Raw genomic sequence first — 20,532 nt, forward strand, 5'->3', positions numbered from 1 at the left:
GGGGGCCGGGCCCTGACGTCCTTTCCGGTACTGCTACTGCTGCTGGGACGGGCTGGCCGACGGGGCGAGCGTCTCCATCGGCGCCTGCTGCTGGGCCGTGGGCTCGGGCGGCAGCGGCGCCTGGTCGGCCGTGGTGGTGATCGCGTCCTGGCCGCCGCAGGTGGCGCCCGGCTCCGGGGTGTCAGGCCCGTTCTGGTAGCGCTTGATGAACGCACCGATCTTCGGGTCGGCCGGGTCGGTCAGCTTGAGCTGGTGCCCCCAGGAGGAGACCACGATCGGGGAGGGCAGGTTGGGGAACGGGCTCATGAGCATGTAGTCCTGCTGCCCCGTGGAGGACGCGACCTCCTTCAGCTTGTCCACCTGCGCCTTGGGCAGGTCCGGCCGGTAGGTGATCCAGACCGCGCCGTGCTCCAGCGAGTGCACCGCGTGCTCGGAATGGATCGGCTTGTCGTAGATCGCGCACTGCTGCCAGTAGTTGTTGTGCTCGCCGCCGACCGGCGGCGTCTCCTTGTACGCGACCGTCTTCCAGACGTGCTGGCCGGCCTCGTACTTGACGCTCGTCACGGCGTCCAGCGAGGTCTGCCTGGCCTGGTTGACCAGGTAGAAGCCGACCACGCCGACGAGCACCACGATGATGAGCCCACCCGTGCCCCACATCAGCAGTGCGGCGCGGCGTTGTTTGCGCTTCTGCTCGGCCCGCATCTTCTGCAGGTTCTCGCGCCGCGCCTGCGCCTTCTCCTTCGTCATCGCTCCTCCATCGGCGTACCAACTCCGGGTCACCCTATGCCCTCCAGGCGTATGCGGAGAATAAGCCCCGCATAAGGGTCCGATCACAGCCTCGTCCCCAGGTGGGTACGCTGGAGCGGCCATGGAAAAGCCGGTGAGAAGACCCGTCCTGATCGTCTGCGGCGTGCTGGTGCTCGCCGCGGCCGCGTTCCTGCTGTTCGGCCGCGACGGCACGCCCGGCGACGCCTCGCCGGAGGCCGGGTTCGCCCGCGACATGGCCACGCACCACGCCCAGGCCGTCGACATGGCGTTCGTCATCAGGGACAAGGGCCCCGCCAGGGAGATCAGGAGCCTGGCCTTCGACATCATCAACACCCAGGCCAACCAGCGCGGCATGTTCCAGGGCTGGCTGCAGCAGTGGCAGCTCAGCCAGGCGACCGACCAGCGGCCGATGGCCTGGATGAGCGGCCACGGGCACGGCGCCGCGACGCCCGCCGCCACACCGGGTGTCATGCCGGGCATGGCCTCGCCCGAGGAGCTGAGCAAGCTCAAGCAGGCGCGGGGCACGCAGGCCGAGGTGCTGTTCCTGCAGCTCATGATCCGCCACCATGAAGGCGGCGTGCAGATGGCCGAAGGGCTGCTGAAGCTGTCCACGCGCAGCGAGGTGGTCAGCATGGCGCAGAAGATCGTCGACGGGCAGAGCGGGGAGATCAAGCTCATGACGGAGCTGCTCAGGCAGCGCGGGGCGCAGCCTTACCCGTCGATACTGAAGAGCCAGTAGCGGTGGGCGCCGACGCGGTCGTCGTGGGGTCGGGCCCCAACGGGCTGATGGCCGCGGTCATGCTGGCCCGCGCCGGGCGCGAGGTGCTGCTGCTGGAGGCCGCCGAGCGGTTCGGCGGCGGGCTGCGGTCCGGCGAGCTGACGCTGCCGGGGCGCGTGCACGACCTGGGCGCGACCGTGATGGCGATGGCGCTGGCCTCCCCCGCGTTCCGCGCGCTCGACCTCAAGGGCGTCGAGTTCGCCCATCCGCCGGTGGCCGCCGCCCACCCGCTCGACGGGCGGCCCGCCGTGCTGGTGCACCGCGACGTCCGGCGTACCGCCGCGGGGCTGGGGCGCGACCGCGCCGCGTGGCTGGCCACCGTGGGAGCGGCGGTGCGGGCCGGGCTCCCCCTGGTGGAGCTGCTGCTCAAGCCGCTGGGGCCGTGGCCGGCCCGGCCGCGGGTGTTCGCGCAGGCCGCCAGGTTCGGGCTGGCGGCGGCGCTGCCCGCCACGACGTTCGCCGGCGGGGCGTTCCGTACCGTGGAGGCGCGGGCGCTGCTCGCGGGCATGTCCGCGCACTCCATGCTGGACCTGCGCTCCCCCATCTCGGCCGGGTACGGGTTGCTGCTGGCGGTCCTGGCCCACCTGGTGGGCTGGCCGGTGGTGCGGGGCGGGTCGCAGGTGCTGGCCGACGCGCTGGTGGCCGAGCTCAGGTCGCTGGGCGGGCAGGCGGTGAGCGGGCACCGGGTGCGGCGGCTGGCGGAGCTGGACGCGCCGATCGTCGTGCTCGACGTGACGCCCAGGCAACTGCTCGCGATGGCCGACCTGCCGGACGGGTACCGGCGGCGGCTGGAGCGCTTCCGGTACGGGCCCGGCGTGTTCAAGCTGGACTGGGCGCTGGACGGGCCGGTGCCGTGGCGGGATCCGGCGGTGGCCTCGGCGGGCACCGTGCACCTGGGCGGGACCCTGGAGGAGATCGCGCTCAGCGAGGCCGAGACGACGGCCGGGCGGGTCTCTCCCCGGCCGTACGTGCTGCTCGTCCAGCCGTACGCGGCCGATCCGACGCGGGGCGGGCACACGCTGTACGCCTACTGCCACGTCCCCAACGGCTCCGCGGCGGACATGACGGACGCCATCGAGGCGCAGATCGAGCGGTACGCGCCGGGCTTCCGCGACCGGGTGCTGGCCAGGCACGCGATGGGGCCGGCCGCGCTGGAGGCGGACAATCCCAACCTGGTGGGCGGGGACCTCGGGGGCGGGCTGGCCAGCCTGACGCAGTTCGTCCGCCGCCCCGTCTGGTCGCCCGCCCCGTGGCGCACGCCGCTGCCGGGGGTGTTCCTCTGCTCGTCCTCCACGCCGCCGGGGCCGAGCGTGCACGGGATGGGCGGCTGGCAGGCCGCCCGCCTGGCCCTGCGCGGGCACTGAGCCGCGAGCTGAGCCGCCCGGCACTTGTGCACCGAGCCGGCACTGAGTCGCGAGCTGAGCCCGCCTGGCCCCTGTGCCGGCGCCGAGCCTCAGCGGCGCGTGTCGGTCATCTCCTCGGCGAGGGCGGCCGCGAAGGCGTCCACGTCCTCCTCCGTCGTGTCGAACGCGCACATCCACCGCACCTCCCCGTCCGTCCAGTCGTAGAACTTGTAGCGCTTGCGCAGCCGCGCGGCCACGTCCTCCGGCAGCACCGCGAACACGGCGTTGGCCTCGACCGCCCTGGCCACCCGCACCCCGGGCACGCGCCCGACCGCCTCGGCCAGCCGCCGCGCCATCTCGTTGGCCCGGCGGGCGTTGCGCAGCCACAGGTCGCCGGAGAGCAGCGCCTCGAACTGCACCGACACGAACCGCATCTTCGACGAGAGCTGCATGAACGTCTTGCGCAGGTAGTCGACGCCGGTGGCCGCGTCCGGGTTGAGCACGACGACGGCCTCGCCGTACATCAGGCCGATCTTCGTGCCGCCGAAGGAGAGCACGTCCACGCCCGCGTCGGTGGTCAGGGCCCGCATGGGGACGTCGAGCGCGGCGGCGGCGTTGGTCAGCCGGGAGCCGTCGAGGTGCACGAGCAGGCCCAGGTCGTGGGCGTGCGCGCAGATCGCGGCGATCTCGTCGGCGGTGTAGACGGTGCCGAGCTCGGTGGTGTTCGAGATCGAGACCACCTTCGGCTGGGCCCGGTGCACGTCGCCGAAGCCCCAGGCCTGCCGGTCGATCAGCTCGGGGGTGAGCTTGCCGTCGGGCGTGGGGACGGTGAGCAGCTTGATGCCGCCCGCCACCTCGGGCGCGCCGCCCTCGTCGGTGTTGATGTGGGCGCTCTCGGCACAGATGACCGCCTCCCACTGCGCGGTCATGGCGCGCAGGGAGACGACGTTGGCGGCGGTGCCGTTGAACACCGGCCAGGCCTGCGCGCGCTCGCCGAAGTGCTGCTGGAAGACCTCCTGCGTGGCCTCGGTGTAGACGTCGTCGCCGTAGGAGGTCTGGTGACCGCCGTTGGCGGCGACGATGGCCTGGAGGATCTCGGGGTGCACCCCGGCGTAGTTGTCGCTGGCGAAGGCCTTGAGCCGGGGGTCGTGCCGGGGGTTCAAGAAGTGAGGTCCAATCGTGTGCCGTTGATCTCGGCGGCGGGGCGGTCGTAGAGGCCGCCGATGGCCGCCGCCAGGTCGTTGACGTCGGTGAAGCCGGGGAACCGGCCTTCGGGGTTCCGCTCGCGCATGGCGTCGTTCACCAGGGCCTTGACGACGAGGATGGTCGCCGCGCCGGAGGTGCCCCTGAGCGCGTCGGCCAGGGAGAGCGTCCAGGCCTCGGCCGCCGCCTTGGCCGCCGCGTAGGCGGCTCCTCCCGCGCTGGGCTGCTGCGCCGCCTTGGCGGAGACGATCACGAAGCGGCCGTCGTCGCTGCGGCGCAGCAGCGGCTCGAAGGCCAGCGAGACGTGCTGGAGGGTGCGGATCAGCAGGTCGTGCAGGAGGTCCCAGTCGTCGAGGCTGGTCTCGGCGAACGACTTGCTGCCGCGCCAGCCGCCCACCAGGTGCACCACGCCGTCCACGCGGCCGTGCTCGCGCTCGACGCGGTCGGCCAGGGCCTGGACGGCGGCGCGGTCGAGCAGGTCCACGTCCTGCCTGTCCACGCCGATCACGGTGTGCCCATTTTTCCGGAAATATCCGGAAACGGCGTCACCTGTGGGCCCTCCGGCCCCGGTAACCAGAATGATCATGCTCGGAGTCCCTTAGTCGATTCGACCACGTCCGTCAGCTTACGGCGCAGCGCCTCGTAGAACATGCTGAGCGGGAACTCGTCCGGCAGCACCGCGTCCACCTTGGCCTTCTGCTCCTCCGGCAGCGCCTCGACGCCCTTGGCCCAGGTGGAGCCGGGGTGCGGCGCCACGTACGCGCTCACCAGCTCGTAGGCCGCCAGCCAGTGCGCCAGCTTCGATCGGTCGATGCTGTCGCGATACAGCTTCTCGACCTCCCCGCGCAGGTCGGCCACCCCGTCCGCGACCCGCTCCCAGTCGATCGTGAGCCGGTTGTCGGTCCACCGCACGACGTCGTTGCGGTGCAGGTAGGCGAACAGGAGCTGCCCGCCGAGCCCGTCGTAGTTGCGCACCCGCTCCCCGGTGACGGGAAAGCGGAACAGCCGGTCGAACAGGATCGCCGTCTGCACGTACCGGGCGTACGGCACGCCCCGCCGCTCCAGCTCGACGGCCTCCCCGAACGCGGTCAGGTCGCAGCGCAGTTCCTCCAGCGCGTACAGCCAGTACGGCATCCGCTGCCTGATCATGAACGGGTCGAACGGCAGGTCGCCGTGGCTGTGCGTGCGGTCGTGCACCAGGTCCCAGAGCACGAACGTGTCCTGCGCCAGCCGCTGCGAGGCCAGCAGCCGCTCGGCGTCCGGCGGCAGGTCCAGCTTCAGCGTCTCGACGGCGGCCCTGGAGACCCGCCTGAACCTGGCGGCCTCGCGGTCGGCGAAGATCCCGCCCCAGGTGAACCTCGCGGGCGCCTGCCGCACCGCCACCGTCTCCGGGAACAGGACGGCCGAGTGCGTGTCGTAGCCGGAGGTGAAGTCCTCGAACGCGATCGGCACGAACATCGGGTTGTCGTAGCCGCCCGCCTCCAGCTCGGCCAGCCAGCCGGGCCAGATCGTACGGATCCAGACGGCTTCCAGGTTGCGGACCGGGTTGCCGTTCTGCGTGTACATGGGGAACACCACGACGTGCTCCAGCCCGTCCTCGCGCTGGGTGTCGGGGTGGAAGAGGTCGAGGGAGTCGAGGAAGTCGGGCACGCCGAGGTCCTGCGCGGCCCACTTGCCCAGGTCGTCCCGCACGGCCTGGAGGTAGGCGGCGTCATGCGGGAAATATCCCGAAATTTCGCCTACGCGATCCGCGATCCGGCCCACCAGGACCTTGGCCCGCTCCTTGGCCTCCGCCGGCACGGAGCCGTCCTTGACCTGGAGCGGCCGCAGCTCCTCCACGGCCTCCTTGAGCCGCACGAACAGGGCGGCCTTCGCCTCGTCGGCCGGGGCCGCGCGCCCCTCGTCGCCGGGCACCCGGGCGGCCCAGGTCACCACGTTCCGCCAGAGCGCGCGGTGGTCGTGGTCGTCGATGGAGTCGTCGCCGAACAGGTCGGAGTCGGCGAACACCACGACCCGCCCGCGCCCGTGCCGCAGCGCCACGGCCAGCGGCTCGCCGGCCGGGTCGGCCTCCGCCGAGGTGGCGAAGAGCACCTCCGCCCCCTCCGCCGCCAGCGTGCCCGCGCGGTAGAAGCAGGCCGTCCGCACGCCGGCCAGCAGCCCGGAGTCGCTGGAACGTTCCCCCAGCACCCAGGTGGCCACGTCCCGGTAGGCGTGACGGGGGTCGCGCACGGTGGTGTGCCGGACGTCCACGCCGAACCGGGCGAGCAGCTCGCGCAGGTTGTTGCCGTACTTGTCCTGCTCCTCCTCGGCCAGCACGACCAGCCCGCCGCCGCCCGCCACGAAGGACTCGACGGCGTCCAGCTCGGCGGCGGTGAGGACGGGGCTGCCCTGGCCGGTCGTGCGCTCCCACCTGTCGTTCGACGGGTGCGCGATCACCAGGACGTCCTGGTCCGCCAGCGTCTCGGGGCCGAGCGGGCCCGTCGTGTGCGCGGTGACCGTGTGCCCCAGGTGCCGCAGCAGCCCGGCCGCGCGGGCGTAGCTGGTGTCGTCGGGATGGGCGGGGTTGATGGACTCGGCCAGCTCGCGCCTGATGGTCCACGACTCGTTGTGAGCCTCGTCGAACAGCACCCTGGGGAACGATCGCATGAAATATCTCCTGCATCTGCCGCCTGATACAGGAAAATATACACATATTTACGGCTTTCCTCGCTAGTCCCTCCCGGCTAGGCGGCCCCAGGGCGTACCACGCCCGTCTCGTACGCGAACACCACGGCCTGCGCCCGGTCACGCAGCGACAGCTTCATCAGCACCCGCGCCACGTGCGTCTTGACCGTGGCCTCCCCGACGTACAGGTCCCTGGCGATCTCCGCGTTGGTGAGGCCGCGCGCCAGCAGCCGCAGCACCTCCAGCTCGCGCGGCGTCAGCTCGCCCAGCGCCGGCGACGGCACGGGCTCGGCGCGGCCCGCGAACGTGGCGATCACCCGGCTCGTCACGGCCGGGTCGAGCAGCGCGTCACCGGAGTGCACCACCCTGATCGCCTCCAGGAGCTGCTCCGGCGGCGACACCTTCAGCAGGAAGCCGCTGGTGCCCGCGCGCAGCGCGGCGTAGAGGTTCTCGTCGGTGTCGAACGTGGTCAGCGTGATGACCTTGGGCGGCGAGGGGGCGTCGAGCAGTTCCCTGGCCGCCGCCAGCCCGTCGAGGCGGGGCATCGAGATGTCCATGAGGACGATGTCCGGCCGGGTACGCCGGGCCACGGCGACGGCCTCGCGCCCGTCGGCCGCCTCCCCGACGACTTCCATGCCGGGGTCGCTCTCGACGACCATGCGCAGCCCGGCCCTGACCATCGCCTGATCGTCGGCGATGACTATGCGAATGCCCACACGCGGAGGTTAGACGCCGGGTGCCTCCTTGAACACCGGGAGAACACCCGCGCCAAGCCGTACGCAAGTGAGTTCCAAGTCAGGACAGCCGCACGCTCTGCCTGATCCTCGTCTGGGTGGCGTCGTCGCAGGTGGTCTTGCCGCAGAAGTACATGATCAGCATGGTCTTGGGCTCGCGGTCGATCACGTAGCTCACGAAGGCGAGCCTGGCGCCGCTGGCCGGGTCGTGCAGGGAGCCGTCGAAGCGGGTGGCGGGGCTGCTGCCCGCCTGGTCCAGCACGGGCTTGTCGAGGTCGACCTGGCCGGGGAGCAGGGCCTCCATCTTGGGTTTCATCATCTCGGCGGTACCGCTGGCGTCGAGGGTGTCGGAGACCTGGACGTACACGCCGGCGACGCCCTCGGGGTCGTTGTTGACGATCTCCTTGACCTTGGACCAGTCGGCGCCGGGACCGGCCACGAACAGGTCCTCGAACTCCGAGGCGTGCGAGGACGCCACGGCGAACAGGTCCTGGTGGGTACGTACCGTCCAGTCGCCCGGATAGTCGAACGTGAGCGGCGCGGCGGCGCTGGTCTTGTAGCTCATCCAGGTGTCGCCGCGATTGTTCATAATCACGAACGCCACCAGCGCGAGCGCGGCCACGGCGGCCACCAGCGTGGCGGCCACGATCGGGATCCGGCCCGGCCGCCTGCCCCCGGCCGGCCGGGCCTCCTGCGTGGGCTGACCGGCCGTCCCCCGAGGCTGCCTGAACGGGGCGGCGAACGGCGGCACGGACCCCGGCCCCGATCCCGGCCCTGAAACCGGCCCGGCCCCCGGCAGGGAGTGCGGCCCGGAACCCGGACCTGAGCCGGGCACGGAGTGCTGTGGCCCGGACCGGGGCCCGGACTGCGGCCCGGACTGCGGCCCGGACTGGGGCCCGGACTGGGGCCCCGACGGGGGCGCGGCATGGGCTCCTCCCGCGCGCTGCACGGGATGGGGCCCGGAGTGCGGGCTCTGCCCGGGCGGCGGCACCAGATGCTGCCCCGGCCCCAGCGGGGAGCCGAGCGCGCCGAACGGATCGGCGAAGGGGTCGTACTGGGGCCCGCTGATCGCATCGCGCAGCGCGGTCACGAACTCGGTGCAGGTCGCGTACCGCTGCTCGGGCGACTTGGCCAGCGCACGCATGATCACGCCGTCCACCTGCGCCGGCAGCTCGGGCCGAAGCTGCGACAGCGGTGCCGGCTGCTCGGCCAGGTGGGCCCAGAGCAGCGCGATGTCGTTCTCGCGCTGGAACGGCAGCCGCGCCGACAGCGCCTCGTAGACCACGCAGGCCAGCGCGTACTGATCGCACCGGCCGTCGATGTGCTCCTTGTTGATCTGCTCGGGCGACATGTAGCGCGGCGTGCCGATGAACTGGTCGGTCTGCGTCAGCCCCGAGATCGACGAGCGGTGCTTGGTGATGCCGAAGTCGGTCAGGTAGACGTGGTCACCGGCCAGCAGGATGTTGGCCGGCTTGACGTCGCGGTGGATCAGGTCGTGCGCGTGCGCGGCGTCGAGCGCGGCGGCCACCTGCGAGAAGATCTGGTTCGCCTGGCCGAGGGGCAGCGGCCCGCGGTCGTAGATGAGGCGGCGCAGGTCGAGGCCGTCCACGTACCGCATGGCGATGTACAGGACGCCGTCGACGTCGGCGTTGGCCTCGTAGATCGGGATGATGTTGGGGTGCTCGATGCTGGCGACCGTCCTGGACTCCAGGATGAACCGCTGCCTGAACCTGTCGTCGACGCTGAGCACCGGGTTGAGGATCTTCAGCGCCACCCGGCGGCTCAACCTGGGGTCGAGCGCGAGGTAGACGACGGCCATGCCGCCCTTGCCGACGATGTCCTCGATGTAGTACCCGGCCACCTCCTGGCCGATGAGTGCTCTTTCGTTCAATGGCATCACGTCTCGATGGGGTGGCCGCAGTAGCCGCAGAAGCGGTGCGCCGGTCCGAGCCTCATGCCGCACGAGGTGCAGTACTTGATCGCCGGGTCCGGCGCGGTCATCACCTGCTGCTGCTGCGGGACCACTTGGAACGACTGGGACCGCCGCACGACCACGGTCTGGTTGGCGCCGTCGTCGAGCGGTGGACTGGCCGCCAGCGGCTGTGGCAGTTCTGTCTGTCTTTCAGGAGTGCGGCGGCGCCACAGCAGATACGCTCCGCCCCCGGCGGCCATGAAGAGAATTCCCGCCGCCGCGATGTACGGCCACAGCGGCGTGGACTCCGCGGGCTCGTCCGAGGCCTTCTTCGTGCCCTGGTCCTCCGGGCCGCCCCGCTTGGCCAGCGAGGTCTTCAGCAGCGCCGCGGCCACCACGTTGCCCGGGTAGAGCTCCAGCACGCGCTGGAAGCCCGGCGCGGCCTCGGTGTAGTACTTCGTGTGGTAGCGGGTCAGCGCCGCCTCGAAGGCGGTGTCGATCGCGCCCCTGCGCGGGACGACCTTGGCGGCGGCCAGGATGGCGGTGACCTCCTTGACGCCGATCATCTTGCCCTCCTTGCCACCTCCGACCAGCAGGCCGATGACGTGGCCGTCCTTGTCGCCGATCACCGGCGCGCCGACGAGGCCCTTGTCGGCGAGGCCGCCGAGCTTGACCGGCTCGTCGATCTTCTTCTCGGGGTCGGCGAACGGCCTGCCGGCGCCGCCCTGCACGCCGCCCTTGCCCAGGTGGGCGATCTCGACGGTGTGCGCCACGTTCGGGCCCGGCCTGCCGAGGAAGCCGGCCACGTTCGTGGGCGAGCCCTCCTGGTCGGGGACCTTGTCGGCGAGCGGCGCGGTCGGCATGCCGACGCCGCCGGCGACGGGGGTCAGCGGCACCAGCACGGCCGGGTCGTCGGGGGCGGGGCCGGCCTTGATGCACTTGACCTTGTAGCCGTCGGGGCTGGCAGGCGAGACGTTGGGGAAGGCCGTGATCTCGGTGGTGACGCTGACGATGCAGGTCGCGGTGTCGCTGCCGGGGGTGTAGCACTGCTGGAGGTGACGGTCGAGCACGTCGTCGGAGAGCTTGTGCTTGTCGTAGTCGGCCGGGATCTTCACCTTGTGGTGCTCGGCGAAGATCTTGTTGGCGGCGTAGACGGCGACGTCGTTCGGGTTCACGGCGAGGCGCCTGAGCGCCACGATGGTGCCGTCGGGGTTGACGACCGTGCCCGTGCCCGCGGCGAACGGCAGGCTGTAGGAACGATCCACGTGCTTCAGCTCGCCCACGTGGTCGAGCAGGGTGATCTTCACGTGCGACACGGCTTCCAGTCGCACCACGGCTGGGCTCACCAGGTCGGTGATCCCGCTCGGGTGCTCGTGGGCCGCGACCGGCGTCGCGATGAGCGCCAGTGCCACCGCGGCGCCACCGGCAAGAGCTGTGAGGCGCGCCATCTCCGCTCCAAACACTGGAATAGGACCAGGTTCCCAATCACATGGCGTAAGTCAATAGACCACCACATAGACAAGCGCTTGCTCGGGGACATAACGTACCTGGATGGGTTACGCGATCGGCGTCGATGTCGGCGGCACCTTCACCGACGTGGTCCTGAGAGGCACGTCCGGCGCGATATCCGTGGCCAAATGTCTGAGCACCCACTACGACCCCATCGCGGGCATCGTCTCCGGCGTTACGCGCGTGCTCGGCGGCCGGGACCCGGCGCAGGTCACGCGGGTGGTGCACGCGACCACTCTGGCGACCAACGCGGTGCTCGAACGCACCGGGGTGCGGGTCGCCTTCGTCACGACCCAGGGCTTCCGCGCGGCCGTCCCGCTCGGCCGGTACGCCCGCGTCGAGGAGGACCGCTACGACCTGCGCTTCACCCCGCCGCCTCCCCCGGTCGCGCCGGGCGACTGCTTCGAGGTGGTGGAGCGCGTCTCGGCCCGCGGCGCCGTGCTGACCCCCCTCGACACCGGTTCGGTACGCCGGGCGGCCGCCGCGATCGCGGCCCGCGGGATCGAGTCGGCGGCGGTGTGCCTGCTGCACGCGTACGCGAACCCCGCGCACGAACGCCGGGTGGCGCGGATCCTGCGCGAGACGATCCCCGCCGTCGTCACCTCCTCCGAGGTGTGGCCCGAGATCCGCGAGTACGAGCGGGCCACCACCACCATCATGTCCGCCTACATCGGCCCGCTGATGGCGTCGTACCTCTCGCGGCTGCGGGAGCGGCTGGCGGAGATCGGGATCCGCGCGCCCGTCCACGTGATGGAGTCCAGCGGCGGGGTGATCTCGGCCGAGCTCGCCGCCAGGCGGGCCGTGGCCACGATCGAGTCGGGCCCCGCGGCGGGGGTGCTGGCGGCGGCGGGGGCCGGGTTCGCGGACGCGATCTCGTTCGACATGGGCGGCACCACCGCCAAGACGTGCGTGGTGCGCGGCGGGCGGCCGGAGATCACGCACGAGTTCCACGTGGGCGGCAAGGGCAGCTTCGGCGGCCGGCGGGCCGGCACCGGCGTGCCCATCAAGACCCCGGCCATCGACCTGGCGGAGGTGGGGGCGGGCGGGGGCAGCGTGGCCTGGCTGGACCCGGCGGGCGCGCTGCGCGTCGGCCCGCGTTCGGCCGGCTCGTCCCCCGGGCCCGCCTGTTACGGCCTCGGCGGCTCCGAGCCGACCGTCACGGACGCGAACCTCGTGCTCGGCTACCTGTCCTCCGCCTCCATCCCGCTGTCGCCCCCGCTGGCGGACAAGGCGCTGGACCGGCTGGCCTCCCCGCTGGGGGTGCCGCGGGAGGAGGCCGCGTACGCCGTGCACGAGATCGTCAGCGCCTCGATGGCGTCGGCGGTGCACGTGGTCACGGTGCAACGCGGCATCGACCCCCGCGGCTTCGCCCTCGTGGCCTTCGGCGGTGCCGGGCCCATGCACGCGGCCCGGATCGCCGAACGGTTCGGCATCGGAACGGTCGTGGTGCCGGCCCACTGCGGGGTGGCCTCGGCGGCGGGCCTGCTGTCGGGGGCTCTGTCCACCGAACGCGTCCTGTCCCGCCTCGACGCCCCCGACCCCGGGGCCCTGTTCACCTCGCTGGCCGAGGAGGCCGCCGCCGACCTCGACGTCCCGCTCGGGGCGCCGGGGGTGCGGGTGCTGCGCTCGGTGGACGTCCGATTCAGGGGCCAGTCCCACGACCTCACGGTGGACTGGTCCGCCGACCGCGCCGTCCTGGAGTCGCGCTTCTTCCGCAGGTACGCGGAGGTGTACGGGATCACGCAGCGGGGCGAGATCGAGCTGGTCAGCTACCGCGTCCGCGTCACCACCCCACCGGACAGCCCCGCGCCGGGCAGCCCTCCACCGGACAGCCCCCCGCCCGGCGGCACGCCCGGCACCCGGAAGGCGTACTTCCCGGAGTGCGGCGGCTACACCGACGTTCCCGTCCACACCAGGCAGACCCTCGCCACGGCAGGCGGCACCGTACGCGGCCCGGCCATCGTCGAGGACCCCGAGGCCACGACCGTCATCCCGCCCTCCTGGACGGCCGCCCTCTCCCCCGCCCGGGCCATCCACCTCACCAGGAGGAACGCCCCATGACCACGGACTCCCTGACCGCCGAGGTGCTCAGGAACGCCCTGGTCGTGGCCGCGGAGGAGGCCAGCATCGTGGTGGTGCGCTCGGCGTACTCGACGTTCATCGTCGAGGGCTCCGACGCCTCGGCGGCCGTCCTGGACGCCCGCGGCCGCCTGATCGCCCACTCCATGGCCACCACGCTGATGAACAGCATGGCGCTCAAGCTCGCCCTCCCCGAGCTGCTCAGGGACATCCCCCCGGACACGATGCGCCCCGGCGAGGTGTACGCCCTCAACGACGCCTACCGCGGCGGCGTGCACACCAACGACCTGCTGGTCTACCGCCCCGTCTTCGTCCAGGACGCACCCGCCTACTTCACCGCCACCATGATCCACGTCTCCGACCTGGGCGGCCTCTCGGCAGGCGGGATGGCCCCGCTGGCCACGGACATCTTCCTGGAGGGCCTCCAGCTCCCCCCGGTGCGCCTGGCCACCGCCGATGGCCTGGAGCCGGCGATCGAGGCGGTACTGAAGGCCAACAGCCGCACCCCGGACAAGGTCATGGGCGACGTACGCGCCCTCGTGGCCGGCACGGCGGTGGCCGCCGCCCGCATGGAGTCCCTGATCGCCGAGTACGGCGAGCACGGCCTGGCCGCGGGCGTGGACGGCTACCTCGACCACACGGAGGCCAGGACCAGGGCGGCGCTGGCGGAGCTGCCGGAAGGCCGGTTCGAGGCGTCGTACCCGATCGACGACGACGGGATCGACCCGGACCGCCACCACCACGTCCGCGTGGCCGTCACGCTGGACCGGCGCACGGCGGCGCTGGACTTCGCCGGCACCGGCCCGCAGGTGCCGGCGGCGATCAACGCCTCGGCGTCGCAGTCGCTGGCCGCCGCCGTGTTCGCGATCCGCTGCTTCCTCGACCCCACGATCCCCATGAACGACGGCTGCCTGCGCGCCATCGACGTGCATCTCCCGGAGGGCTCGCTGCTCAACGCCCGCTCCCCGCACCCCTGCGGCGGCCGGTACGTCCCGATCTACGCCGCCATGGAGGCCGTCTTCCAGGCGCTGTCGGACGCGGTGCCCGAGCGGGCCATCGCGGCCAGCGGGATCCTGCAGCCGTTCTCGATCTCGGCGGTGGGGGCGCCGTACTGGATCCACCTGTCGTACGACTTCGGCGGCGTGGGCGCGCGCCGCGGCCTGGACGGGCCGGATGCGACGGGCGTGCACTTCGGCGTCGGGCGGAACTCGGTGCCGCAGGTGGAGCCGGTGGAGAGCCGCTGCCCGCTGATCGTGGAGTCGATCGAGACGATCCCCGACTCGGGCGGCCCCGGACGCTACCGGGGCGGGCTGGGGTCGCGCACGGTGTACCGCTTCCTGGCGGACTGCCACGTCACGACGCGCGGCGACCGGCTGCGCCTGGCGCCTCCGGGGCGGGAGGGCGGGCTGCCGGGCCGGCTGGGCGGGTTCTACCGGCGGCGGCTGGACGGGACGGTGGAGCGGCTGGCGTCCAAGGTGAACAACGTGCGGTTCGCGGCCGGGGAGGCGTTCGTCGTGGAGACGACGGGCGGGGGCGGGCTGGGGCCCGCGGCCGAGCGGGATCGGGAGGCGGTGCTGGCGGACCTCGACGCCGGGCGCGTTTCGGCGCGGGGTGCGGCTGAGGACTACGGGTTCGGCCAATCCTCGTCGAGCAGGTCGGCCGGGTCGAAGCTGACCGGGTAGGGCGTGGACACGGTCAGCACAGTGCCAGGCTTGTGCGCGATCGGGCCCCTGTAGGAGTCGCCGCTCAACTCGAACTCGTAGACGGTCGGTCCTTCGAAGGGCTCGATGCGCCAGTAAGCGGGAATGCCCGCCCGCGCATAGGCATCGGTCTTGGCCCCTCTGTCGATGGATCCGGTGCTCGGGCTCGTCACCTCCACGGCCAGAACCAGGTCGCTGGGAGCCAGCATGAGCAGCTTGGGCCTGACCGTGGCCTTTCTCACCACGACGAGATCAGGGATGTACAGATCCTTCTCGGACGCGCGCAGATTGACGGTGTTGTACACCTTCAGACCTGGCGGCACCACCTGGTGCATGATCATCTGCAGTCGGAAGATCACATCCTGGTGCAGGAGGCTGAGGGCTGGGCTCACGACTAGGCGCCCGTTGAAGAGCTCGTAACGGTTCCCGTCGTCCGGAAACGTGAGCAGGTCATCGACAGTGAAGGGCGGCGCGCCGGGAAGGACCGTGCGCCTTGTTCCGATCGCCATTGCGGTCACCTGCCATGCCACTTCCCCGTTTTCCCTCACTTCAAGTGACGAGGCCGCCACTCCTCGGCCCCGCGCCGCACCGCCGCGTGCGCCGCCCGGGCCACCCGAGCCCCCCACTCCGACCGAGGCCCGCCGAACACCTCCTCCTCCCCCGCGACAGGCACCGCCACGCACACCGCGTCGGAGGCCGTCCCCGTCCCGGCGAAGCCCGTCTCGACGAGCGCCTGGGTCTTCGCCTCCGTGACCGTCATCACCACGTTGACCAGCGCCGCGTCCGTCATGGCCACGGGCAGCACGACCACGAGGTTGATCGTCCCGACCCGCATGGGCGCCAGCTCGGGATCGACGTGCCCCTCCGGCGCCGCCGCCCACGTGGGAACCCGCAGCCCCACGGTCGCGTACGCCTCCACACCCCCATCGGCGGCCCGCACGTAACGATCCACCGAGGCCGCGGTCATCATCCCGACCCCGGCCCCGTCCCGAGGCCCCAGCGACGCCAGGTGATCGACGGGGTCCATCCGCGCGTACCCGGCCACGACCTGCGCGTTCAGCACCCACTCCCGGGGCCCGATCCCGCCCCCGAGCATGGCCGAGGAGATCATCCGCCATCCGGGCCCGAACTCCCAGAGCAACGACCCGAGCCGGGCCCCCTCCTCCATGCGATAGCTGAGCTTCACGGCCCTCCCCGCACCAGGTGCACGACGGGCCGCCCGTCGGGCCCTGGCTCGATCTTCACATGCGCGTCGAAGTGCCGTCCCACGAGTTCCTCGGTCAGCACCTGGGCGGGCTCCCCCGAGGCGACGGCCCGGCCGCCGGTCAGGAGCAGGAGGGAGTCGGCGTACAGGCCGGCGACGGTCAGGTCGTGCAGGGTGGTGACGACGGTCAGCCCGTCGGTGCGCCGCAGCCGGTCCACCAGCTCCAGCACCTGCTGCTGGTGCCCGAGGTCGAGGGCGGTGGTGGGCTCGTCCAGCAGCAGCGCGGGGGCCTCCTGGGCGAGCGCCCTGGCGAGCACGACGCGCTGCCGCTCCCCACCGGACAGCTCCCCGACGCGGCGGCCGGCCAGCGACGTCAGGTCAAGCCGCTCGATCACGGACTCCGTCACCTCGCGGTCGTGCCGGCTCTCGCGCCCCAGGTAGGGGATGTACGGCGTGCGCCCCAGCAGCGCGTAGTCGAAGACCGTCATCTCCGGCGGCAGGGCGGGCGTCTGCGGCGCGTACGCCAGCAGCCTGGCCCGCTCGCGCGGCTTGAGCCCGCCGGACGGCCGGGAGTCGAGCAGGACGCCGCCCCGGTGCCCGACCAGCCCCATGAGCGCCTTGAGCAGGGTGGACTTGCCGGCTCCGTTGGGCCCGATGACGCCCACCCATTCGCCGCGCCGTACCTCGAGGTCCACGCCGTCGAGCACGTCGCGCTCCCCGAGCCGCACGGACAGGCCGCGAGCGCTGATCATGTGGCGGCCCGCCTGGTCATCCGCAGGACGGCCACGAAGAACGGCGCGCCCACGAACATGGTCACGACGCCGATCGGCAGCTCGGCGGGCGCGATCACGGTGCGCGCCACGAGGTCGGCCAGCACCAGGAACGCCGCCCCGCCGATCAGCGAGAGCGGCAGCACGATCCGGTACGAGCCGCCCGCGATCCGCCGCACGACGTGCGGCACCACGATCCCGACGAACCCGATCAGCCCGCTCACCGCCACGGCCGCCGCGGTGGCCAGCGACGCGGCCAGCAGCACCATGAGGCGCACCCTGGCGGCCCGCAGGCCCAGGCTGGTGGCCTCCTCGTCGCCGACGGACAGCACGTCCAGCATGCGCCCGTGCAGCAGGAGCAGCACGGCGGAGACGGCGGCGTACGGCAGGACGAGCCAGAGCTGGTCCCACCCGCCGCCGACGTCGCCGAGGATCCACGAGTAGATGCGCTGCAACTCCTCGACCTTGAACTGCTGGACGAACGTCTGGATCGCGGTCAGGAACGAGGTGACCGCCACCCCGGCCAGCACCAGCGTGGCGGTGCCGCCGGCCCGCCCGGCGGTGTTGCCCAGCGTGTACGCCAGGAACACGCCGCCCACGGCCCCCAGGAAGGCCGCCACCGGGATGCTCCCGGCCACGGCCGGGAGCAGCACGATGGCCGCGGTCGCCGCGAGCCCCGCCCCGGCCGCGGCGCCCAGCAGGTACGGGTCGGCGAGCGGGTTGCGGAACACGCCCTGATACCCGGCGCCGGCCATCGCGAGCAGCCCGCCGACCACGGCGGCGACCAGCACCCGAGGCAGCCGCAGCTCTAACAGCAGCCCCTGCTCGACGGGCGCCAGCCCCGAGTCCACGTGGGTGAACGGCAGCCAGTCCACGACCTGCAGCACGACCTGCCAGGGCGAGATGTCGGCGGCCCCGTCGAGCAGAGCGGCGATCATGGAGACGGCCAGCACGCCCAGCGCGCACACCACCCACAGGGGCCGGGCCCTGGACGGGCCCGCCTGTGTCACCACGTCAGCTCGTGCCCGCCTTCGAGACCGCGGCGCCGATGGCCTCCGCCAGGTCGACCACCCGCGGCCCCCACCGGGAGGCGATGTCGTCGTCGAGCTGGACCACCTGGTCGTTCTTGATCGCGGACAGGTTCTGCCATCCTGGCCGCTTGGCCAGGGTGTCCTTGCTCTGCTGGCAGCACTTGACGTCGGCCAGGAAGATCAGGTCGGGATCGGCCTGGGCCACGAACTCGGCGGACAGCTTGGGGTAGCCGCCGGCCGCGTCGGGCGCCTTGTCGGCGATGTTGGTCAGGCCGAACAGTCCGTAGATCTGGCCGATGAAGGTCTTGGACGTGGCGGCGTACGGCGTGGTGTCGAGCTCGTGGTAGTACGTGAGCCGCTTGTCCTTGGGCGCCTGTGCGGCCAGCTTGCCGATGGCCGCCTTCATGCCGGAGACGACCTCGTCGGCCTTGGCCTGGTTGCCGGTGGCCGCGCCGAGCTCGGCGATCTCCTCGTACGCCTCGTCGAGCTCGGTGGCGGCCGGCTGGAGCAGGACGGGCACGTTCACCTTGCCCAGCTCGGCCACGACCTTGTCGAGGTCGTCGGAGACGATGACGAGGTCGGGCTTCTGGGCGACGATGGCCTCGACGTTCGGCTTGAAGCCGGACAGGTTCGTCCTGGGGGCCTCGGGCGGATGGTTCGACTGGTCGTCGACCGCGATGACCTGGGGGCCCGCCCCGATGGCGAACAGCGTCTCGGTGTGGGTGGCCGACAGCGAGACGATGCGCTGGGGCTTCTTGGAGATGGTGACCTTGCCGTTGCCCGCCTCGATGGTGACGGGGAAGCCACCGGAGGAGGCGGCGGGAGCCGTGGGGGCGGCCGTGGTGGGGGCGGACGCTGTGGTGGTGTCGCCACCCTGGCCGCATCCGGCCAGGAGGAGCGTTCCCAGCAGCGCGCCCGCGAAGGCCGTACGTACGGGCCTCACGAGAAGTCCTTTCACACTGTTCGGAACCGAGAGACCCGCATAGTGCGACGGATCACCCTTTTCCACGAGGGTTGATGACGTCAGCGCGGAGGCAGGCGACCTGGCTATGACAGTTGCGGGACAGCGCCGGACTCGCACCGGACTTCGCTGCGCTCTGCGCATCGGACAAACGTTATCAATGCCTCGGATGCCGCCTGCGTCAAGGGGCGAGTTGAGCCTGCGCCTCGGCGATGATCCGCTGCAGCCGCAGGCCGTGGGCGGCGTCGAGGGCATGCCCGCCGCCGTCGCGCACGGTCCTGGCGAACTCCTCGGCGACCGTCTCCAGGGGGTCGTCGTCGAAGTGCGGCAGGACGGCGCTGCCCGCGCGGCCGTACACGGCGATCGTCTGCGGCGGCGGGTCGCCGGCGGCCGTCATGCACAGGGACACCTCGCTGACGGCGCCGCCCTCGTGGTCGAGCAGCAGGCCCGTCCAGCCGAGCGGGTGGCCGTGCGCGCGGACGCCGGTGACGCGGCCCAGGGCGGCGTCCAGGAGGTCGATCACGTGCGGGCCGATGTCCAGGAGCGCGCCGTGCGCGTGCCGCCAGGGGGTGGCGAAGGGGTGGTCGCCGAGGAGGATGCCGGAGATGTTCGCGGCGTGGCCGCCGAACGGGTCGATCTCGGCGCAGCGGGCGAGGAAGGCGCGGGTCTGCGGGGCGTACCTGAGGGTGAGCACCAGCTGGGAGGCCACGCCCGCCTCGGCGACGGCCCCGGCCACCCGCTCGGCGTTCTCCAGGGTGTCGGCGAGCGGCTTCTCCAGCAGCAGCGCCTTCCCTGCGCGGGCGGCCCGCACGGCGTACTCGGCCTGCACGGCGGGCGGCACGCAGAACGCCACGGCCTCGCAGTGCTCGAACAGCTCCTCGACCGTCGCGAACACGGGCGCCCCCAGCTCGGCGGCGGCCTCCGGCCTGCGTGCCCACACCCCGGCCAGCCGCGTGTGCGGCCCCTTGGCCAGCATCGGCGCGTGCGCCATCCGCGCCCACGGCCCCGCCCCGATCAGTCCTACCGCCACCGGTTCACTCTGATTGCTCACCGGTGCAACCTACGGCCGCGAGCGCCACTGCTCAACAGCGTGCTGAGGCCGGTGCGCGAGGGTGCCCGAGTCGATCACCAGGGTCTGCCCCGTCAGGCAGCGGGACTCGTCACAGCACAGGAACGCCACCAGGTTGGCGACGTCCTCCATCGAGCACGCCCACGGCAGCAGCCGCTCGGCCTGCTTGTCGGCGAGCTGCGCGGGCGTCATGGCCCGCTCGGCGGCCGGGGTGAGCACGAGGGCGGGCGCGACCGCGTTGCAGCGGATCCCCCGCGAGCCGTACATGGTCGCCACGTACCGGGTGAAGCCGATCAGCGCCGCCTTGGAGGCCCCGTAGGCCGCGTGCGCCGTGTCTCCCACCAGGGCGGACACCGACGACGTGAGCACGACGGCGCCCCCGTCGGGCATGGCGGGCACCGCGTGCTTGACCATGAGCATGGCGCCGCGCAGGTTGACCTCCATGGTGCGGTCCCAGACGGCCACGTCGAGCGTCTCCAGCTCGCGGTCCCGCCCGTACACGCCGTGGTCGAGCACGGCGGCGTTGGAGTGCAGGACGTCGACCCGGCCGAAGGAGGCCACCAGCGTCGCCACCGCCTCCTCCACCTGCTTCTCGTCGGAGACGTCGCAGGTCAGCGCCATCCCGGTACCGCCACGGGCGCGGATGGCGGCGGCGGTGGCCCGCGCACCGGCCGTGCGTACGTCGAGGACCCCGACGCAGGCCCCCTCGGCGGCCAGGCGGGCGGCGCAGGCGGCCCCGATGCCCGACCCGGCGCCTGTCACGAGCGCCACCTTCCCGTCGAAGCGCCCGCTCACCGTTCCACCCGC

At 72.2% G+C, this 20,532-nt stretch carries 18 protein-coding genes and 1 riboswitch; of the genes, 4 read left to right on the plus strand and 14 right to left on the minus strand.

Features of this window, described 5'->3' with window-relative positions; all coding sequences use genetic code 11:
- Window positions 1-33 precede the first annotated feature (33 nt).
- Window positions 34-747 carry a DUF3105 domain-containing protein gene (locus ACBJ32_RS12905; protein WP_375126881.1) on the minus strand — a complete coding sequence of 238 codons (714 nt, stop codon included), beginning with the start codon at window positions 745-747 and terminating at the stop codon, window positions 34-36.
- A 133-nt stretch (window positions 748-880) separates the two neighbouring features.
- Here ACBJ32_RS12905 and ACBJ32_RS12910 point away from each other — a divergent pair, with 133 nt between their 5' ends.
- A complete protein-coding gene (locus ACBJ32_RS12910; protein WP_375126882.1) occupies window positions 881-1,507 on the plus strand; it encodes a DUF305 domain-containing protein in 627 nt (208 codons plus the stop codon).
- A 2-nt stretch (window positions 1,508-1,509) separates the two neighbouring features.
- The gene (locus tag ACBJ32_RS12915; protein WP_375126883.1) at window positions 1,510-2,910 is read left to right on the plus strand and encodes a phytoene desaturase family protein; all 1,401 of its coding nucleotides are present in this window, start codon (window positions 1,510-1,512) and stop codon (window positions 2,908-2,910) included.
- A gap of 89 nt (window positions 2,911-2,999) precedes the next feature.
- Here the strand turns inward: ACBJ32_RS12915 and ACBJ32_RS12920 are convergent, their stop codons facing one another.
- The 6 genes from ACBJ32_RS12920 to ACBJ32_RS12945 form a co-directional block, all read right to left on the minus strand.
- Window positions 3,000-4,052, minus strand: a complete 1,053-nt coding sequence (locus ACBJ32_RS12920) for a low specificity L-threonine aldolase (protein WP_357865556.1) — start codon at window positions 4,050-4,052, stop codon at window positions 3,000-3,002.
- Entirely contained in the window at window positions 4,049-4,678 is a 630-nt protein-coding gene (locus tag ACBJ32_RS12925) for an SDR family NAD(P)-dependent oxidoreductase (protein WP_375126884.1), read from the minus strand. The genes ACBJ32_RS12920 and ACBJ32_RS12925 overlap by 4 nt, the downstream gene beginning before the upstream one ends.
- Complete coding sequence (locus ACBJ32_RS12930) at window positions 4,675-6,738, minus strand: DUF6421 family protein (protein ID WP_375126885.1); 2,064 nt, start codon at window positions 6,736-6,738, stop codon at window positions 4,675-4,677. Before ACBJ32_RS12930 ends, ACBJ32_RS12925 begins: the two co-directional genes overlap by 4 nt.
- A 77-nt stretch (window positions 6,739-6,815) precedes the next feature.
- On the minus strand, window positions 6,816-7,472 hold the full coding sequence (locus tag ACBJ32_RS12935) for a response regulator (protein ID WP_375126886.1): 657 nt from the start codon (window positions 7,470-7,472) through the stop codon (window positions 6,816-6,818).
- A gap of 79 nt (window positions 7,473-7,551) precedes the next feature.
- Window positions 7,552-9,387: a serine/threonine protein kinase gene (locus ACBJ32_RS12940; protein ID WP_375126887.1), complete on the minus strand. Its 1,836-nt coding sequence runs from the start codon at window positions 9,385-9,387 to the stop codon at window positions 7,552-7,554.
- Window positions 9,387-10,850 carry a zinc ribbon domain-containing protein gene (locus ACBJ32_RS12945; protein WP_375126888.1) on the minus strand — a complete coding sequence of 488 codons (1,464 nt, stop codon included), beginning with the start codon at window positions 10,848-10,850 and terminating at the stop codon, window positions 9,387-9,389. Before ACBJ32_RS12945 ends, ACBJ32_RS12940 begins: the two co-directional genes overlap by 1 nt.
- A 103-nt stretch (window positions 10,851-10,953) precedes the next feature.
- On the opposite strand from ACBJ32_RS12945, the gene ACBJ32_RS12950 reads away from it, so the two are divergent.
- Both ACBJ32_RS12950 and ACBJ32_RS12955 read left to right on the plus strand, forming a co-directional pair.
- Complete coding sequence (locus ACBJ32_RS12950) at window positions 10,954-12,972, plus strand: hydantoinase/oxoprolinase family protein (protein ID WP_375126889.1); 2,019 nt, start codon at window positions 10,954-10,956, stop codon at window positions 12,970-12,972.
- Window positions 12,969-14,672 (plus strand): hydantoinase B/oxoprolinase family protein, encoded by a 1,704-nt coding sequence (locus ACBJ32_RS12955; RefSeq protein WP_375126890.1) that lies wholly within the window; start codon window positions 12,969-12,971, stop codon window positions 14,670-14,672. Before ACBJ32_RS12950 ends, ACBJ32_RS12955 begins: the two co-directional genes overlap by 4 nt.
- On the opposite strand, the gene ACBJ32_RS12960 is transcribed toward ACBJ32_RS12955, so the two are convergent.
- The 7 genes from ACBJ32_RS12960 to ACBJ32_RS12990 form a co-directional block, all read right to left on the minus strand.
- Window positions 14,615-15,199 carry a Uma2 family endonuclease gene (locus ACBJ32_RS12960; RefSeq protein ID WP_375126891.1) on the minus strand — a complete coding sequence of 195 codons (585 nt, stop codon included), beginning with the start codon at window positions 15,197-15,199 and terminating at the stop codon, window positions 14,615-14,617. The genes ACBJ32_RS12955 and ACBJ32_RS12960 overlap by 58 nt on opposite strands.
- 35 nt (window positions 15,200-15,234) lie before the next feature.
- Entirely contained in the window at window positions 15,235-15,876 is a 642-nt protein-coding gene (locus ACBJ32_RS12965; protein WP_375126892.1) for an adenosylcobinamide amidohydrolase, read from the minus strand.
- The gene (locus ACBJ32_RS12970; protein WP_357865539.1) at window positions 15,873-16,646 is read right to left on the minus strand and encodes an ABC transporter ATP-binding protein; all 774 of its coding nucleotides are present in this window, start codon (window positions 16,644-16,646) and stop codon (window positions 15,873-15,875) included. The genes ACBJ32_RS12965 and ACBJ32_RS12970 overlap by 4 nt, the downstream gene beginning before the upstream one ends.
- Window positions 16,643-17,677, minus strand: a complete 1,035-nt coding sequence (locus ACBJ32_RS12975) for a FecCD family ABC transporter permease (RefSeq protein WP_375126893.1) — start codon at window positions 17,675-17,677, stop codon at window positions 16,643-16,645. The genes ACBJ32_RS12970 and ACBJ32_RS12975 overlap by 4 nt, the downstream gene beginning before the upstream one ends.
- Before the next feature lies 1 nt (window position 17,678).
- Window positions 17,679-18,638, minus strand: a complete 960-nt coding sequence (locus tag ACBJ32_RS12980) for an ABC transporter substrate-binding protein (protein WP_375126894.1) — start codon at window positions 18,636-18,638, stop codon at window positions 17,679-17,681.
- A 72-nt stretch (window positions 18,639-18,710) separates the two neighbouring features.
- A riboswitch (cobalamin riboswitch) is annotated at window positions 18,711-18,839 on the minus strand.
- Window positions 18,838-19,707 (minus strand): Gfo/Idh/MocA family protein, encoded by an 870-nt coding sequence (locus ACBJ32_RS12985; protein ID WP_375126895.1) that lies wholly within the window; start codon window positions 19,705-19,707, stop codon window positions 18,838-18,840. (Overlaps the previous riboswitch by 2 nt.)
- 9 nt (window positions 19,708-19,716) lie before the next feature.
- Complete coding sequence (locus ACBJ32_RS12990) at window positions 19,717-20,520, minus strand: SDR family NAD(P)-dependent oxidoreductase (RefSeq protein ID WP_375126896.1); 804 nt, start codon at window positions 20,518-20,520, stop codon at window positions 19,717-19,719.
- Between the last annotated feature and the right edge of the window lie 12 nt (window positions 20,521-20,532).

This window comes from Nonomuraea sp. GTA35, from assembly GCF_041950525.1.
GTDB lineage: Bacteria > Actinomycetota > Actinomycetes > Streptosporangiales > Streptosporangiaceae > Nonomuraea.

What these genes read in the sequence shown, in the direction of transcription:
- ACBJ32_RS12905 (WP_375126881.1), bottom strand. Translation starts at nt 747, where the DNA reads ATGACGAAGGAGAAGGCGCAGGCGCGGCGCGAGAACCTGCAGAAGATG.
- ACBJ32_RS12925 (WP_375126884.1), bottom strand. Translation starts at nt 4,678, where the DNA reads ATGATCATTCTGGTTACCGGGGCCGGAGGGCCCACAGGTGACGCCGTT.
- ACBJ32_RS12930 (WP_375126885.1), bottom strand. Translation starts at nt 6,738, where the DNA reads ATGCGATCGTTCCCCAGGGTGCTGTTCGACGAGGCTCACAACGAGTCG.
- ACBJ32_RS12940 (WP_375126887.1), bottom strand. Translation starts at nt 9,387, where the DNA reads ATGCCATTGAACGAAAGAGCACTCATCGGCCAGGAGGTGGCCGGGTAC.
- ACBJ32_RS12945 (WP_375126888.1), bottom strand. Translation starts at nt 10,850, where the DNA reads ATGGCGCGCCTCACAGCTCTTGCCGGTGGCGCCGCGGTGGCACTGGCG.
- ACBJ32_RS12950 (WP_375126889.1), top strand. Translation starts at nt 10,954, where the DNA reads ATGGGTTACGCGATCGGCGTCGATGTCGGCGGCACCTTCACCGACGTG.
- ACBJ32_RS12955 (WP_375126890.1), top strand. Translation starts at nt 12,969, where the DNA reads ATGACCACGGACTCCCTGACCGCCGAGGTGCTCAGGAACGCCCTGGTC.
- ACBJ32_RS12960 (WP_375126891.1), bottom strand. Translation starts at nt 15,199, where the DNA reads ATGGCGATCGGAACAAGGCGCACGGTCCTTCCCGGCGCGCCGCCCTTC.
- ACBJ32_RS12970 (WP_357865539.1), bottom strand. Translation starts at nt 16,646, where the DNA reads ATGATCAGCGCTCGCGGCCTGTCCGTGCGGCTCGGGGAGCGCGACGTG.